The following is a 16,002-nucleotide window of genomic DNA, read 5'->3' as shown; positions in this document are numbered from 1 at the left end:
TTCTTTTTTCTCGGTAGAGAGCAAGGGCAAGCCGGATGATTGAGCCGCTTTCGCATTCCAGTTTCCATGGAGCCACTTTCAAGGAAGAGATCGACGGCGACACGCTGCATGAAGAATGCGGCGTGTTCGGCATTCTTGGCCATGCCGACGCCTCGGCGCTGACCGCGCTCGGCCTGCATGCGCTCCAGCATCGCGGCCAGGAAGCGGCCGGCATCGTCTCCTTCGATGGCAAGCGCTTCCATCAGGAACGCCATATGGGCCTCGTCGGCGATCACTATACCGATCCCGCTACCCTTGCCCGCCTGCCCGGCTCCATCGCCATTGGCCACACCCGTTATTCCACGACAGGCGAAGTTGCGATGCGCAACGTGCAGCCCCTGTTTGCCGAACTGGAAGAAGGCGGCATTTCCATTGCCCACAACGGCAACTTCACCAATGGCCTGACGCTGCGCCGCCAGATCATCGCCACCGGCGCCATCTGTCAGTCGACCTCGGATACCGAAGTCGTTCTTCACCTCATCGCCCGTTCGCGCCACTCCTCCACCGCCGATCGTTTCATCGACGCTATCAGGCAGATGGAAGGCGGTTATTCGATGCTGGCGATGACGCGCACCAAGCTGATCGCCGCACGTGATCCCATCGGCATCCGCCCGCTGGTCATGGGCGAGCTTGATGGCAAGCCGATCTTCTGCTCGGAAACCTGCGCTCTCGACATCATCGGCGCGAAATTCGTCCGCGACGTGGAAAATGGCGAAGTCATCATCTGCGAAATCCAGCCTGACGGTTCGATCACCATCGATGCGCGCAAGCCTTCCAAGCCGCAGCCGGAGCGTCTCTGCCTGTTCGAATATGTCTATTTCGCCCGTCCCGATTCCGTCGTCGGCGGCCGCAACGTCTATACGACACGCAAGAACATGGGCATGAACCTTGCCAAGGAAGCGCCGCTCGAGGCCGACGTGGTTGTTCCGGTTCCCGATGGCGGCACGCCGGCAGCGCTCGGTTTTGCGCAGGAAAGTGGTATTCCCTTCGAATACGGCATCATCCGCAACCATTATGTCGGCCGCACCTTCATCGAGCCGACGCAACAGATCCGCGCTTTCGGCGTCAAGCTCAAGCATTCCGCCAACCGGGCAATGATCGAAGGCAAGCGCGTGGTGCTGGTGGACGATTCCATCGTGCGCGGCACGACCTCGGTGAAAATCGTGCAGATGATCCGCGAAGCGGGCGCCAAGGAAGTGCATATCCGCGTCGCCAGCCCGATGATCTTCCATCCGGATTTCTACGGCATCGACACGCCTGACGCCGACAAGCTGCTCGCCAACCAATATGCCGATGTCGAAGCGATGGCGAAGTTCATCGGTGCCGATTCGCTGGCCTTCCTGTCCATCGACGGGCTTTACCGCGCCGTCGGTGGCGAGAACCGCAACCATGCTCGGCCGCAGTTCACGGACCATTATTTCACCGGCGACTATCCGACCCGCCTTCTCGACCAGAACGGCGAGGCCATGGGCAGCAAGATTTCCATGCTGGCCAGCAACGGCTGATACGCCTCAGGCAAAGCGGCCATCCGGCTTCCGGGGCCGCTTTTTTCTTGTCTTTTGTTCAGGCCTTCGCATGCGACGATATGATCGCTTGCGAAAGGCCGCTGGCGCTTCGTAGAAGGAAGCGCAATCATTTCGGGGGAGACCATGACTATCGATCTCAAGGGCCGCATCGCTCTCGTCACCGGCGCTTCGCGCGGCATCGGCTATTTCACGGCGCTGGAACTCGCCAAGGCCGGCGCGCATGTCATTGCCTGCGCCCGCACGGTGGGCGGCCTTGAGGAGCTCGACGACGCCATCAAGGCCGTCGGCGGCACCGCGACGCTCGTTCCCTTCGATCTCTCCGACATGAAAGCCATCGATGCGCTGGGCGCCAATATTTTCGAGCGCTGGGGCAAGCTCGATATTCTCGTCGCCAATGCCGGCGTTCTCGGCGTGATCTCGCCGGTTGGCCATATCGAAGCGAAGGTCTTCGAAAGGGTCATGAACATCAACGTCACCGCCACCTGGCGGCTGATCCGCTCGGTCGAGCCGCTGCTTCTGAAATCGGATGCCGGCCGCGCGCTGATCCTGTCTTCCGGTGCTGCGCATAGCTGTCGCCCCTTCTGGGGTGTCTATTCCACCTCAAAGGCCGCCGTGGAAGCACTCGCCCGCACCTGGGCTGCGGAAACGCAGAAGAGCGCGCTTCGGATCAACAGCATCAATCCCGGCGCGACACGCACGGCGATGCGTGCGCAGGCCATGCCCGGCGAAGACCCGGCCACCGTGCCGCATCCGTCAGAGGTGGCCGCGGCCATTCTTCCGCTCGCCTCGCCCGATCTGACCGAAACCGGCAAGCTTTTCGTCGTGCGCGAGGGAAAATTCGTGGACTATCGCCAGCCGGAGTGACTGTTTCCCCCTGAAGGGGCAATAGGCCACCACGGCTGCTCTTGACCGGGCTGCACCACCGCGCCATAAAGCAAGATATGAGAACGATGATCTGCACCTGCTGCTGAGATTTTTTTTGCTGGTTCGCCACCGGCCAGATCGTTTTCGTCTTCCCGCAAGGTCCAACAGACAAACGGTCCGGTCAGGACAATTGACTGCCTTTAGGGAATTGCCGCATGTCCTTGCGCCTCAAACTCCACAACACCCTGACACGCGAAAAAGCGGAATTTGCGCCGATCGATGCGGACAATGTGCGCATGTATGTCTGCGGTCCGACGGTCTATGATTTTGCCCATATCGGCAATGCGCGCCCGGTCATCGTGTTCGATGTCCTCTACCGGCTGCTGCGCCACGTTTTTGGCGAAGACCATGTGACCTATGCCCGCAACATCACCGATCTCGATGACAAGATCAACGCACGGGCGCTGAGGGATTATCCGCATCTGCCGCTGAACGACGCCATCCACGCGGTGACGAAAAAGACCGCCGACCAGTTCCATGAGGATGTGGCCACGCTCGGATGCCTTCCGCCGACCGTCGAACCGCGCGCCACCGACTATATAGCCGAGATGATCGACCTCATCGAGAGGCTGATCGCGCGCGGCCATGCCTATACGGCCGGCGGCGAGGTGCTGTTCGACACCCGCTCGATGGCCGATTACGGCCAGCTATCCAAGCGGCCGCTGGACGAGCAGCAGGCCGGGGCGCGCGTGGCGGTGGAAGCCCACAAGAAAAACCCCGGCGATTTCGTGCTGTGGAAACTTTCCTCGCATAACGAGCCCGGCTGGGAAAGCCCCTGGGGCCGCGGCCGTCCGGGCTGGCATATCGAATGCTCGGCCATGGCCGGTCGTTACCTCGGTGAAGTGTTCGACATTCACGGCGGCGGGCTCGACCTCATCTTCCCGCACCATGAAAACGAAATAGCGCAATCGCGTTGCGCCAATGGCACGCATGTCATGGCGAATGTGTGGATGCATAACGGTTTCGTGCAGGTGGAAGGCCGCAAGATGTCGAAGTCCGAAGGCAACTTCGTGACGATCTACGAATTGCTGCACACGGACAAATTCGGCGGCCGCCAATGGCCGGGCGAGGTTTTGCGCCTCGCCATGCTGATGACGCACTACCGCGAGCCGATCGATTTTTCGGTGAAGCGTCTGGAAGAGGCCGAACGTCTGCTTTCCAAATGGCCGGCAGCCGAAGCCTCCGATGCCCCGCCGGACGAAACCGTGCTCGAGGCGCTTGCCGACGATCTCAACACCGTTGCCGCCGTGCAGGCGCTGCATGCGCTGGCGCATGCCGCCAATACCGATCCATCCAAGCTGCCCGCCTTTGCGGCCAGCGCCGCATTGCTCGGTGTTTTGCCAAAGAAAACGGAAATGGACGAGGCCATCGTTTCGGCCGTCGATGCCCTGGTGCAGTTGCGTCTGGAAATGCTGAAGGCGAAGAACTTTGCGGAGGCGGACCGGTTGCGCGATGAGCTTTCGGAAAAGGGCATTCAGTTGAAGGATGGCAAGGACAAGGAGAGCGGAGAGCGGACGACGACGTGGGAGTTGAAGCGGTAATTTACCGTCGCGGCTAGAGGCTTACCCCCCTCTGCCCTGCCGGGCATCTCCCCCTCAAGGGGGGAGATCGGCAAGACGCTCTACCGTTACTCCAGTCTCAAGCTTCGAGATGGGCGAGACCTCGCCGCAGATCGATCTCCCCCCTTGAGGGGGAGATGCCCGGCAGGGCAGAGGGGGGGGTAAAGCCACACGACATGCCCTTGCTTTCGTCCACACCATATTCCAATCTCGCAGCACCCCTTCCAGCCGCGAGCATCTCAATGCCCCATGCCAAGGTTGAGCCAAAACATCGGGAATATGCCCGGCAGATGCGAAAGACTATGACCGATGCAGAGCTGAAGCTCTGGAACGCCGTCCGTGCTCATCGTCTTGAAGGTCTGGCTTTCAGACGCCAGCTGCCGGTCGCCGGATATATCGTTGATTTCGCCTGCCCCTCGCATAAGATCATCATCGAGCTGGATGGGTTTCAGCACGGGGAAAAGACTGCGGCGGCCTATGACCAGCAGAGAACACGGATGTTTGAGGAACTTGGCTGGACAGTCCTCCGTTTCTGGAACGAGGATATCCTCAGAGACATCGACAATGTCTGTCTCCACATTATCCGAACGGTAAAGGAGAACCAACCATGACCGTCCATACCGGCGGATGCCAGTGCGGCGCGATCCGTTTTCGCGCCAGCGGAGACCTGAAAGACAGTTCCATCTGCCATTGCCGCATGTGCCAGAAGGCTTTCGGGGCCTATTATGCGCCGCTGGTTTCGGTGCGCGGCGTGGAATTTGAATGGACCCGGGGAGAGCCGAAACGCTTCCAGTCCTCCAGCGTCGTCAAGCGCGGTTTCTGCCCCGAATGCGGCACGCCGCTGACCTATGAGGCGCCGGATGGCGTGGCGGTGGCGGCCGGGGCCTTCGACGATCCCGCCGCGCTGCCGCCGACCATTCAGTGGGGCGTGGAACGCAAGATCGATTTCGTCGACAGCCTTCACACGCTGCCAGCCGTCGCCACAGAGGACGACCTGACGCAGGTGGACTATCTCGCCGATCTCGTTTCCTATCAGCATCCCGACCACGACACCGAAAACTGGCCACCGGAGAACAGGTCATGAGCGAAGCGGGATTTTCCGGCGGTTGCCAGTGCGGCGCCGTGCGTTTTCATGCGGGCAAGCTCGGCCGGGCCTCCATCTGCCATTGCCGCATGTGCCAGAAACATTTCGGCAATTTCTTCGGCGCACTGGTCAGCGCCGATCAGGCGCATTTGACCTGGACACGCGGCCAGCCTTCCCTCTTCCGCTCCTCGGCAAAAATCCATCGCGGTTTCTGCAATAAATGCGGCACGCCGCTGACCTATCATTATCCCGGCGGCGTGGAGATCGCCATCGGCGCTTTCGATGAGCCGGACCGGATCGAGCCGCAGGTGCAGGTCAATTTCCATAGGCGCATGCCGTGGATAGAGCAGCTCTTCGGCAAGCCGGCGGTGGAACAGGGCGTGGATGAGGCAGAGATCACGTCCTATCAGCACCCGGATCACGACACGCAGATCTGGCCGCCGGAAGACGGCCGCGCATGAGCGGACCTGAGAGTTTCAGCGGCGGATGCCAGTGCGGCGCAGTGCGTTACCGGATCGAGGGCGGGCTGCGTTATCCGCATCTGTGCCATTGCCGTATGTGCCAGAAGGCATCGGGCAATTATTTCATGCCGCTTGCCGCAAGCACCCTCATGCAGTTTGAGATGACCCGCGGCGAGGCATCATGGTTCCAGTCCTCCGATCACGTGCGTCGCGGTTTTTGCGGCCGTTGTGGCACACCGCTTTTCTACGACATGCCGGGGGCCGATTTCATCAACATCACCCTCGGTTCGCTGGACGAGCCGCAGCGGGTCAAACCCGAGGCGCAGTCCAATCTTGCCGGCAAGATGCACTGGTTCGCCGAGCTTGACGGCTTGCCGGTCGAGCCGGAACCTGCAACGGATAGCCCTCGCCCTCGGGTGAACAATTGCCAGCACCCAGACCATGATACGGCCGAATGGCCAGCGAAGGACAATGACCCATGACCGAAGAATTACGCGGCTTTTACCCTGAGATCGAACCTTTCGAGACCGGCATGCTCGATGTCGGCGACGGCCACACGATCTATTGGGAAAGGGTGGGCACACGCGGCGCAAAACCGGCGGTTTTCCTGCATGGCGGCCCCGGCGGCGGGGTGAACCCCACGCATCGCCGCGTTTTTGATCCCGCGCTTTACGACGTCATTCTATTCGATCAGCGCGGCTGCGGCCGCTCCACGCCGCATGCGGAGCTGGAAGCCAACACCACATGGCATCTGGTCGCCGATATCGAGAGGCTGCGCACGCTTTGCGGCTTCGAAAAATGGCTGGTTTTCGGTGGCTCCTGGGGTTCGACGCTGGCGCTCGCTTATGCCGAGACCCATCCGGACCGCGTCAGCGAACTGGTTCTGCGCGGCATCTACACCGTCACCAGGCCGGAGCTGGACTGGTATTATCAGTTCGGCGTTTCCGAAATCTATCCCGACCGCTGGGAAAATTTCATCGCGCCTATCCCGGAAGCCGAACGCGGCGAGATGATGCTGGCCTATAACCGCTATCTCACCGGCACCGACGAGGCAAAGAAGCTCGAATGCGCCAAGGCCTGGAGCCAGTGGGAAGGCGCGACCATCGCGCTCGTTACCGATACCGACCGTGTCGAGGATTTCGGCGAGGATAAATATGCCATCGCTTTCGCGCGCATCGAAAACCACTTCTTCGTCAATGGCGGCTGGCTGGAGGAAGGGCAATTGCTGCGCGACGCCGGCAAACTCAGGGATATTCCCGGCGTCATCGTTCATGGGCGTTATGACATGCCCTGCCCGCTGAAATATGCGTGGCAGCTCGCCAAGGCTTGGCCAAAGGCGGATTTCCACATCATAGAGGCGGCAGGACACGCGATGAGCGAACCGGGCATTCTTGATCAACTGATCCGCGCCAATGACCGTTTTGCCGGGAAATAACCAGTCGTTTCAGCATCTTGCAACGGCCGGATAAGACAGTGATTCACGCAGGGTTTCCTGCGGGGATCACGCATCCCGCGGCGGACCAGCACATTTCAAGGGCAGAGCGCCTTTTATTCATGCAGTTTTTCTCATGAACCCTTCACGGAAATGAATTGGCCGCCACTTTGGCGATCCGTTATAAATCGCCATCCGAACAATTGGCGGTACTCCCCATGGCACTCGACAAATCGCTCCCGGCCCAGGAGGGCGGCGACAGCGCGCGCGGTTTTGCTTTCGCGCTTTCCGCTTATCTGCTTTGGGGCGTTCTTCCCTTTTACATGAAGGCCGTTGCGCATATTTCGCCGATCGAGGTCATCGTGCATCGCGTCATCTGGTCGGTGCCGATTGCGGCGGTCGTGCTGATCGCGCTCGGGCGCACGGCGGAAATAAGAACGGCACTTAAAACCCCGAAAATGCTGGCCATGGCGAGCCTCACGGCGGCTCTCATCAGCATCAACTGGGGTGTCTATATCTGGGCGATCGGCGCAGGCCGCGCGCTCGATGCCGCGCTCGGCTATTTCATCAATCCGCTGTTCAGCATCTTTCTCGGCGCGGTTCTTCTCAAGGAAAAGCTCTATCCGGCGCAAATCGCCGCCATCGGCCTTGTGGCGCTTGCGGTCGCGATCCTTACATGGCATGCGGGTAGCCTGCCATGGGTGTCCATCGCGCTCACCGTATCATGGGGTTTTTACGCCTTTTTCCGCAAGACATTGCCGATCGGCGCGACGCAGGGTTTCCTCTTGGAAGTCATGCTCCTGTCCATCCCCGCCGTGCTGGTCATGATCTGGCTTACCTTCAGCGGAGAGGCGCATTTCATGGGCGGCAATTCCGCCGATACCTGGCTTCTGGCGGCAAGCGGCCTCGTCACCGCCGTTCCGCTCATCCTCTATGGCAATGGCGCCAAACTGCTGCGGCTGTCCACCATCGGCATCATGCAATATATCGCGCCGACGATGATCTTCCTCATCGCCATCTTCATCTTCAAGGAACCCTTCGACATGGTGCGCATGGCCGCCTTTGCGATGATCTGGGTGGCGCTGGCGATCTATACCGGCTCCAGCCTGCTGCGGCTCAAGCGGTAAGGCCGGCTAAGAGTTCTCTCCCTCATTCCCGTGCGTGTCGCAGAAATGAGGGAAGCAGAAGTCAATAATCCACCAGCAATAGCGGGTTCGCATCATAACCGAAACGCGGTTTGACGCCGAGAAGGCCTGCCGTCTGGGCAATGATTTCGCGCGTCATCGGGGCTGCCGTCGAGGCCGCCGTACGCCCGCCGTTCACACCGGTCCTCGGAGCATCGATCATCGTCAGCACGACATATTTCGGTTTGTGCATGGGAAAACCGGCCACGAAGGCGTTAAAATTGATATCCTTGGCATAACGGCCATTGATCACCTTGTCGGCAGTGCCGGTCTTTCCGCCCACATGAAATCCTTCCACCTGCGCGCCGCGGCCGGAACCCTTGATGCCGTTCCAATTGAACAGATAACGCATATCCGCACTGGTCTTGCCGTTGATGACGGTGTGCGCAAGCGATGCGGCTGCCTCTTTCGAACGCGGCAGGAAGGTCGGTGAAATGAGGTTGCCGCCATTGATGAGAGCTGCGGCGGCTACCGCCGTCTGCAACGGGGTGGTGGCGACGCCATGGCCGAAGGAGATGGTGACGGAATTGATCTTCTTCCAGCTTCTCGGCTGGGTGGGCGTCGCCACGCCCGGCATTTCCGTGTCCATTCTGGTGAGCAGCCCGAGCTTCGTCAGGAACTGCTGATGGCCTTCGACGCCGACCTTGTCGGCCACCGCCGCCGTGCCGATATTCGATGAATATTGAAACACTTCCGGAATGGAAAGCGGCCGGTTCCGGCCCTTGAAATCCTTGATGGTGAAGCCGCCCGTGCGGATCGGGCGCGAGGCATCGACCACCGAACCCAGCGTGATCGCCCCGGCATCCAGCCCCATGGCGAGGGTGAAGCTCTTGAAGGTGGAGCCCATCTCGAAGGTGGCATTGCTCATCCGGTTGAACCAGCCCTTTTCATACTCCTTGTCGATGCTGCCATCGGCAAGGGTGCGGGAAGGCTCGTTCGGATCGTAATCCGGCACGGAGGCCATGGCCAGCACCTCGCCGGTCTCCACGTCGAGGATCACCGAACCCGCCGCTTCGGCCTGATAGGCGCTTTTTGCCTTCACGACCACTTCGCGGACGATGTTCTGTACCCTGAGATCGATCGAAAGCCGCACCGGCTCCAGCGGCGCGCCGCTGGCAAGACCCACGGCGCGCAGATCGGCCAGCCCCTGCTGGTCGAGGTAACGCTCCATGCCGGCAAGGCCCTGATTATCGACATTGACGTGGCCGATAATATGCGAAGCGGTGGGACCGCCCGGATAAAACCGACGCTTTTCCGGCCGGAAGCCGATGCCGGGTATGCCGAGGTTGAGAATATCCGCCTGCTGCCGGGGTGTCAGCTGGCGTCGCAGCCACTGGAAGCCGGTGTCCGAACGCAATCGGCGGTGCGTTTCACGCCAGTCGAGATTGGGAATGACGGTTGCAAGCTTCTCCACCACCTCGTCCGGATCGACGATCCTGCGCGGATCCGCATAAAGCGAGACCATGTTGAGATCGGTGGCCAGCAATGTGCCGTTGCGGTCGACAATATCCGGCCGCGACGCGACGGCGGTGGCGCCGGTATTGATCCACGCTGTCGCCACCGGTTCGGCAAGGCCATATTGGACGAGACGCGCGGCGACGACGCCATAGATGACAGCGAAGACGGCGATCAGGATGCCGAGCCTCATGCGCGCATCGACCCTGCGGCGAGCGGCGGAACCGAGGAGCGCCTCCCTGCCCTGCGCGGAATTTCTCTTGATAATGAAATGCGCCCGGCTTTTGAGCCGCACCACAAAAGCTATCATTTCCCGATGCACCCATTCCCATGGCGGCGAAATAAATTCCGCGACAGCCAACGCCCTGGTGAGGCTGGCACAGGATCAGTCGTGGGGCCATGAAAAGAGCGGTCGGAACGATGCCGCTGTTAAATCTGTATTAATATACATTTAAAATCGTAACGAACCGCAGGGCGGTTCATTAACGGTTTTCAGATGCCGGATGTAGCCGCCATCCCGAAACGCAGCGCGTCTTCGGGCAGCCTGCATTAGAGGCGGGAAATCACCGAAGGATCACCCTCCGGGTTCTGCTGCGCCAGCGCCCGGTCGATGATGGCGGGCACAATGTCCTTCACCTCGTCGACGACAAGCGGGTTCAAAAGATGGGCGCGATGGATGAAGCCCTGATCGCGCATGTGCTGCACCAGTTCCAGCATCGGGTTCCAGAAACCGTTGATATTGGCGAAGACCATCGGCTTGGCATGGCGGCCGAGCTGCGCCCAGGTCATGATCTCGACGATTTCTTCCAGCGTGCCGACACCGCCCGGCAGGGTCACGAAGGCATCCGAGCGCTCGAACATCATATGTTTGCGCTCATGCATGTCCTTGGTGATGACAAGCTCGTTCAATTGTCCGAGAGAATGGCGTGTTGCCTCCATATCGACCAGAAATTCCGGTATGATGCCGGTCACTTCGCCGCCGTTGGAAAGAACGCCGCTGGCGACCGCGCCCATGATGCCCTTGGTGCCGCCGCCGTAGACGAGGCGAATGCCGTTTTCGGCAATGGATTTCCCAAGCGCGCGGCCTGCTTCCATGTGAGCCGGATCACGTCCGGGCTGGGAGCCGCAATAAACGCAGATGGATCGAATCGCTATATTTTTGTCCGTCATGAAGGGAAGGAACAATGTGCGATGCGGCACGTCAAGAAAATTTGGGAAATCCCTTGCAAATATGGCCTTTTGGCCACTCGCCGCTTGTCTGGGAGAAGGTAAGACGCTAGCAATCTCAACTCGTGTGAAAAGCTTGAAATACCCGGAGCATCAGGATGAAAAACAATAAGGCCGGTTTGCTGGCGCTGATCGTGCTGGGGATTGCGTCCCTGCTCATGATCTTTTTCGTCCTGCCGCGGATTTCAAACGACGGCAAACCGATCGGCGACGCCATCAACGAGGCCGGCAATGCCGTGAAGAACAGCGTTGAAATGGGCAGCGACAAGGCGGGCGACATCCTCTCCGACGCGGCCGAGGAAACCGCCAATATCGCCGACAAGGTCGGGCGTCTCGCGGCTTCCGCCACCCAGTCGATCAAGGACCTGACCACGCTTTTCGCCGATAGCAAGGTTCCCTCCGACGCCGATTTCGCAGCGGCGCGCAAGAAGGTCGAGACCTCGCTCAAGGAACTGACGAATATCGAAATTCCAGAGTCGCTGGACGAGACGACGTCGCGGCTCATCACCACGGCCCGCACGGCGGCCGAACGTGCCACGGCGTTCCTGCGCGGCCTGCCCGACAATGCGGCGGCAGCGGCGGCGCAGGTGCGTCGTCTGGCGGGCGTCTTCGCCGGCACCGACGATGGCGCACCCCAACCGGCAACACCGGCCTCAGCGCCGGCCGCAGCACCGGCCGATGCAGCACAGTCGTCTTCCGGCACGCCGACTTTCGACGTGCTGCGCGTCGAGCCGGATGGTTCGGCCGTCATTGCCGGCAAGGCACAGCCCGGCGCAAAGCTCGAAATTCTGAGCAACGGCAAGGTGGTCGCCCAGACAACCATTGACGGCACCGGCGATTTCGCCGCCGTTTTCGACAATCCCCTGCCCCCCGGCGATCACGAGCTGGTGCTGCGCTCGACCGATGCCAACGGCAAGGCGACGCAATCCGAAGAAGTGGCGACGGTTTCCGTGCCTGATGGCAAGGCGGGCGAGCTTCTCGCCATGGTTTCCAAGCCCGGCAAGGCAAGCCGCGTGCTGGCCATGCCGGAGGCGGCTCCTCCGGCGCTTCAGCCGCAAGCCACGCCGTCGCAGCAGCCTGCGGCAACGTCCGAAACCAGCGCCAACATTGCATCCGCACCGCTCGCCGGCGCTGCGGCTTCGGCCGCGCCTGGTGCCGCGTCAGGTGCTCCGCTCACCTCAAGCGTTCAGGTCACCGCCGTCGAATTCGAGGGATCGAAGATTTTCGTCGCGGGTTCCGCGCCCGCCGGTTCGACGGCGCGCGCGCTGGTCGATGACAGGGAAATCGGCAAGAGCATCACGGAAGCCTCCGGCCATTTCGTCGTCGAAGGCGATGTCGATCTTGCCGTCGGCAGCCATATCATCACCGTCGAGGAACTGAATCCCGACGGTACCGCGAAGGTGCGCGTGCGCGTTCCCTTCGAGCGGCCGCAGACCGATCAGGCAACCGTCGCCATGCAGACGCCGGCCGCGTCGTCGTCGGCGACCACGACTACAACGCCGGCTGAAAACCAGAGCACGGCGAGTGATCGCGCCGCTTTTGAAAAGCTGCGCACCGATGTCGCCAAGGCCTTCGGCATTCTCTCCAATCTCTACAAGGATCAGGCCACGCCGGCGCTCGATCAGGCCATTGCCGGCCGCTCCGCCGTCGTCATCGGCCTCAAGTCGCTTTCGGAATTCCGCACCGCGGCCGCGACCGAACCGGCCTTCACCGCCTTTGCGGGTGACATTACCGCCAAGGCGCGCCAGCTGCTGGCATCGGTTGAAGCATGGCCGAACGATGTGGCGGCAATCGGCAAGGGCATCGCCTCGCTGGCAAGCCGCCTTGCCGAACTCCACATCACCGCTCCTCCTGCTCCCGCGCCACAGGCGCCCGCCGGTCCGCAGACCTTCGAGCAGGCGCCGCTGGCCGAAAGCCAGAACAGCGTCATCATCCGCCGGGGCGATACGCTCTGGCAGATTTCCCGTCGCGTTTATGGTCAGGGCGTGCGTTATACGACGATCTACCTCGCCAACGAAGATCAGATCAAAAACCCTGATCTGATCGAGCCCGGCCAGATTTTCGGCGTGCCGAAAGACGCGCTGCCGAATGCGGAGGAACTCCACCGCAAGCGGCTGAAGGGCGGCTCCTGAGCATTTGAAGCGTTGCGGTGAACCCGCGACGACCCTATCTGTGACACGCGCGGCGGCTTGACCAAAGCCGCCGCCCTGCTGTCGGCTTCCGGCAGTGACCGGAGCGAATGATGGCCACGAAGAAAAAAACCATTTCGGCGGATTCCAGCAATCCCACCCAGACGCTGATCAATCTCTGGCCCTATATGTGGCCGGAGGGACGGTGGGACCTGAAGATGCGGGTTATCTGGGCCACCGTGTATCTGGTCGTCGCCAAGCTGGTGCTGATCTCCGTTCCCTATTTCTTCAAATGGGCGACCGATGCGCTGAACGGCCGGCTGGACATGGCCGGGCTTGTTCCCGCCTTCCTGCTCGGCGCCGTCGCGCTTGTTATCGCCTATAATCTGACGCGGCTGATACAGGTGGGGCTCAACCAGCTGCGCGATTCGCTTTTCGCCAGCGTCGGCCAGCATGCCGTGCGCCAGCTCGCCTACAGGACCTTCGTGCACATGCACCGGCTTTCGCTGCGGTTCCATCTGGAGCGCAAGACCGGCGGGCTGTCGCGGGTCATCGAGCGTGGCACCAAGGGCATCGAAACCATTGTTCGCTTCACCATTCTCAATACCGCGCCGACTTTCATCGAGTTCCTGCTGACGGCGATCATCTTCTGGGCCTCCTACGGTTTTTCCTATGTGCTTGTCACGGTCATCACGGTCTGGGCCTATATCTGGTTCACGGTGCGGGCCAGCAACTGGCGCATCTCCATCCGCCGCGCCATGAACGACAGCGATACCGACGCCAATACCAAGGCGATCGACTCGCTTTTGAATTTCGAGACCGTCAAATATTTCGGCAATGAGGAGATGGAGGCGCGGCGTTTCGACGTCGCCATGGAGCGTTACGAAAAATCGGCGATCTCGATCTGGACCTCGCTCGGCTGGCTGAACTTCGGCCAGGGCGTGATCTTCGGCATCGGCTCCACCGTCATGATGGTGATGTCGGCGCTGGCCGTGCAGCGCGGAGAACAGACCATCGGCGACTTCGTCTTCGTCAATGCGCTGCTGCTGCAGCTTTCGGTGCCGCTCAACTTCATCGGCTTCGTTTATCGCGAAATCCGCCAGGGCCTGACGGATATCGAACAGATGTTCGATCTTCTGGAGGTGGAGGCGGAAGTCACCGACAGGCCGGATGCAAAACCGCTCGCCGGCGGACCGGGCGCCATCTCCTTCCGCGACGTGCATTTCGCCTATGATCCCGAAAGGCCGATCCTGAAGGGCGTTTCCTTCGATGTGCCGGCCGGCAAGACGGTGGCCATCGTCGGCCCCTCGGGTGCGGGGAAATCGACGATCTCGAGGCTGCTTTATCGTTTCTACGATATTCAGGAAGGCTCCGTCACCGTCGACGGGCAGGACATTCGCGACGTGACGCAGAAGAGCCTGCGCTCGGTGATCGGCATGGTGCCGCAGGATACGGTGCTTTTCAACGATACGCTTGCCTATAACATCCGTTATGGCCGTCCCTCCGCCACCGACGAGGAACTGAGGGCTGCGGCGGATGCCGCGCAGATCAGCGCCTTCATCGGCAAACTGCCGGAGGGTTACGCCACCATGGTCGGCGAACGCGGCCTGAAGCTTTCCGGCGGGGAAAAGCAGCGCGTGGCAATCGCCCGCACCATCCTCAAGGCGCCGCCGATCCTCATTCTCGACGAGGCCACCTCGGCGCTCGATACGCATACGGAACAGGAAATCCAGAGCGCGCTCGATATCGTCTCGAAGAACCGCACCACGCTGGTCATCGCCCACCGCCTTTCCACCGTCATCGGCGCGGATGAGATCATCGTGCTGAAGGAAGGCCAGATCGCCGAACGCGGCACGCACGGCTCGCTGATGGGGCAGAACGGCCTCTACGCTTCGATGTGGAGCCGCCAGCGCGAGGCGATCCGGGCAGAGGAAATGCTGCGCCACGTACGCGAAACCGACGATCTGGGTGTCATCGACCGCGGGGAACCCGCCCATTGACCGATATAGCCGGGGTAACAGGGCCGACAGACGAACCCCGCCATTGCCGCGCGGGGCGTTTGGCTGTAACCAGCATGCATGTCGCCCGAAAGTGTGAGAGCGGTTTCGGGATAACGACATGCACAAATAAAGACCTGATGCATATCGCGTGAACCCTTTTCACACGATATGCATCAGGCAAAATTTGTCGCATTGCCGTGTGGATCGTGTCGTATCACGACCCATATAGACGCGACAGACGGAAACCGGAGCAAGGAATCTCATGAATCTGTTCGACACCATTCGCAACACCATCGTACCGATCCACAAGGAAGGTTATGTCTTTGTGGCGGCCTTCTTCGTCGCATCGCTGGTGCTCGGCTGGATCGCCGAACCGCTGTTCTGGGTCGGCCTGGTGCTGACAGCCTGGTGCGCCTATTTCTTCCGCGATCCCGAGCGCGTCACGCCGCAGGATGACGACCTCATCATCAGCCCAGCCGATGGCAAGGTTTCCGCCGTGCAGAGCGTCGTTCCGCCGCTGGAGCTGGAACTCGGCAAGGAACCGCTGGTGCGCATCTCGGTGTTCATGAACGTGTTCAACTGCCATGTGAACCGTTCGCCGGTGCGCGGCCGTATCGTCAACGTCGCTTACCGTCCGGGCCTGTTCCTCAATGCCGAAGTCGACAAGGCTTCCGAAGACAATGAGCGCAACGGCCTCGTCATCGAGACGTCGCACGGCAAGGTCGGCGTGGTGCAGATCGCCGGCATGGTTGCACGCCGCATCGTCTGCTGGGTAAAACCGAATGAACCAGTCGATGCCGGTGAGCGTTTCGGTCTTATCCGTTTCGGTTCGCGCCTCGATATCTTCCTTCCCGCAGGTTTCGAGCCGCGCGTTTCGGTCGGCCAGACGGCGATTGCCGGTGAAACCGTGCTTGCCGAATTCGGCTCCGCCAAGGGTCCGGTCGTCAGCCGCCGCGGCTGACGGAAACAGGAAGGGCATGCG

The 16,002-nt window shown here is 61.0% G+C and carries 14 protein-coding genes; 12 read left to right on the top strand and 2 right to left on the bottom strand.

Annotated elements, in window-relative coordinates; genetic code table 11:
- Nucleotides 1–35 precede the first annotated feature (35 nt).
- The 9 genes from purF (at nt 36) to rarD (ending at nt 8,152) form a co-directional block, all read left to right on the top strand.
- On the top strand, nt 36–1,544 hold the full coding sequence (gene purF / locus ACIQUH_RS01115) for an amidophosphoribosyltransferase (RefSeq protein ID WP_400811941.1): 1,509 nt from the start codon (nt 36–38) through the stop codon (nt 1,542–1,544).
- A gap of 144 nt (nt 1,545–1,688) precedes the next feature.
- On the top strand, nt 1,689–2,429 hold the full coding sequence (locus tag ACIQUH_RS01110) for an SDR family NAD(P)-dependent oxidoreductase (protein ID WP_400811939.1): 741 nt from the start codon (nt 1,689–1,691) through the stop codon (nt 2,427–2,429).
- Nucleotides 2,430–2,644: 215 nt separating this feature from the next.
- Nucleotides 2,645–4,030 carry a cysteine--tRNA ligase gene (gene cysS, locus ACIQUH_RS01105; protein ID WP_400811937.1) on the top strand — a complete coding sequence of 462 codons (1,386 nt, stop codon included), beginning with the start codon at nt 2,645–2,647 and terminating at the stop codon, nt 4,028–4,030.
- Nucleotides 4,031–4,290: 260 nt separating this feature from the next.
- Nucleotides 4,291–4,659: an endonuclease domain-containing protein gene (locus ACIQUH_RS01100; protein ID WP_400811936.1), complete on the top strand. Its 369-nt coding sequence runs from the start codon at nt 4,291–4,293 to the stop codon at nt 4,657–4,659.
- Nucleotides 4,656–5,132 carry a GFA family protein gene (locus ACIQUH_RS01095; protein WP_400811934.1) on the top strand — a complete coding sequence of 159 codons (477 nt, stop codon included), beginning with the start codon at nt 4,656–4,658 and terminating at the stop codon, nt 5,130–5,132. Before ACIQUH_RS01100 ends, ACIQUH_RS01095 begins: the two co-directional genes overlap by 4 nt.
- Nucleotides 5,129–5,593, top strand: coding sequence for a GFA family protein (locus ACIQUH_RS01090; RefSeq protein WP_400811932.1), 465 nt, complete (start codon nt 5,129–5,131; stop codon nt 5,591–5,593). The genes ACIQUH_RS01095 and ACIQUH_RS01090 overlap by 4 nt, the downstream gene beginning before the upstream one ends.
- Nucleotides 5,590–6,075, top strand: a complete 486-nt coding sequence (locus tag ACIQUH_RS01085) for a GFA family protein (RefSeq protein ID WP_400811930.1) — start codon at nt 5,590–5,592, stop codon at nt 6,073–6,075. Before ACIQUH_RS01090 ends, ACIQUH_RS01085 begins: the two co-directional genes overlap by 4 nt.
- Complete coding sequence (gene pip / locus ACIQUH_RS01080; RefSeq protein ID WP_400811928.1) at nt 6,072–7,028, top strand: prolyl aminopeptidase; 957 nt, start codon at nt 6,072–6,074, stop codon at nt 7,026–7,028. The genes ACIQUH_RS01085 and pip overlap by 4 nt, the downstream gene beginning before the upstream one ends.
- A 215-nt stretch (nt 7,029–7,243) precedes the next feature.
- Complete coding sequence (gene rarD / locus ACIQUH_RS01075; RefSeq protein ID WP_400811926.1) at nt 7,244–8,152, top strand: EamA family transporter RarD; 909 nt, start codon at nt 7,244–7,246, stop codon at nt 8,150–8,152.
- 61 nt (nt 8,153–8,213) lie between these two features.
- On the opposite strand, the gene ACIQUH_RS01070 is transcribed toward rarD, so the two are convergent.
- Both ACIQUH_RS01070 and ACIQUH_RS01065 read right to left on the bottom strand, forming a co-directional pair.
- Nucleotides 8,214–9,974 (bottom strand): peptidoglycan D,D-transpeptidase FtsI family protein, encoded by a 1,761-nt coding sequence (locus ACIQUH_RS01070; protein ID WP_400811924.1) that lies wholly within the window; start codon nt 9,972–9,974, stop codon nt 8,214–8,216.
- A 239-nt stretch (nt 9,975–10,213) separates the two neighbouring features.
- Entirely contained in the window at nt 10,214–10,834 is a 621-nt protein-coding gene (locus ACIQUH_RS01065; protein WP_400811922.1) for a TIGR00730 family Rossman fold protein, read from the bottom strand.
- 155 nt (nt 10,835–10,989) lie between these two features.
- Here ACIQUH_RS01065 and ACIQUH_RS01060 point away from each other — a divergent pair, with 155 nt between their 5' ends.
- The 3 genes from ACIQUH_RS01060 to ACIQUH_RS01050 all read left to right on the top strand — a co-directional run bounded on the left by ACIQUH_RS01060 (nt 10,990) and on the right by ACIQUH_RS01050 (nt 15,981).
- The gene (locus ACIQUH_RS01060; protein ID WP_400811921.1) at nt 10,990–13,023 is read left to right on the top strand and encodes a LysM peptidoglycan-binding domain-containing protein; all 2,034 of its coding nucleotides are present in this window, start codon (nt 10,990–10,992) and stop codon (nt 13,021–13,023) included.
- A 110-nt stretch (nt 13,024–13,133) separates the two neighbouring features.
- On the top strand, nt 13,134–15,020 hold the full coding sequence (locus ACIQUH_RS01055; RefSeq protein ID WP_400811919.1) for an ABCB family ABC transporter ATP-binding protein/permease: 1,887 nt from the start codon (nt 13,134–13,136) through the stop codon (nt 15,018–15,020).
- 262 nt (nt 15,021–15,282) lie between these two features.
- On the top strand, nt 15,283–15,981 hold the full coding sequence (locus tag ACIQUH_RS01050) for a phosphatidylserine decarboxylase (RefSeq protein WP_003520681.1): 699 nt from the start codon (nt 15,283–15,285) through the stop codon (nt 15,979–15,981).
- The last annotated feature ends 21 nt before the right edge of the window (nt 15,982–16,002 follow it).

This window comes from Agrobacterium sp. NPDC090283 (genome assembly GCF_044769685.1).
Lineage (GTDB): Bacteria > Pseudomonadota > Alphaproteobacteria > Rhizobiales > Rhizobiaceae > Agrobacterium.
This window is presented reverse-complemented; position numbering and strand designations above follow the sequence as displayed.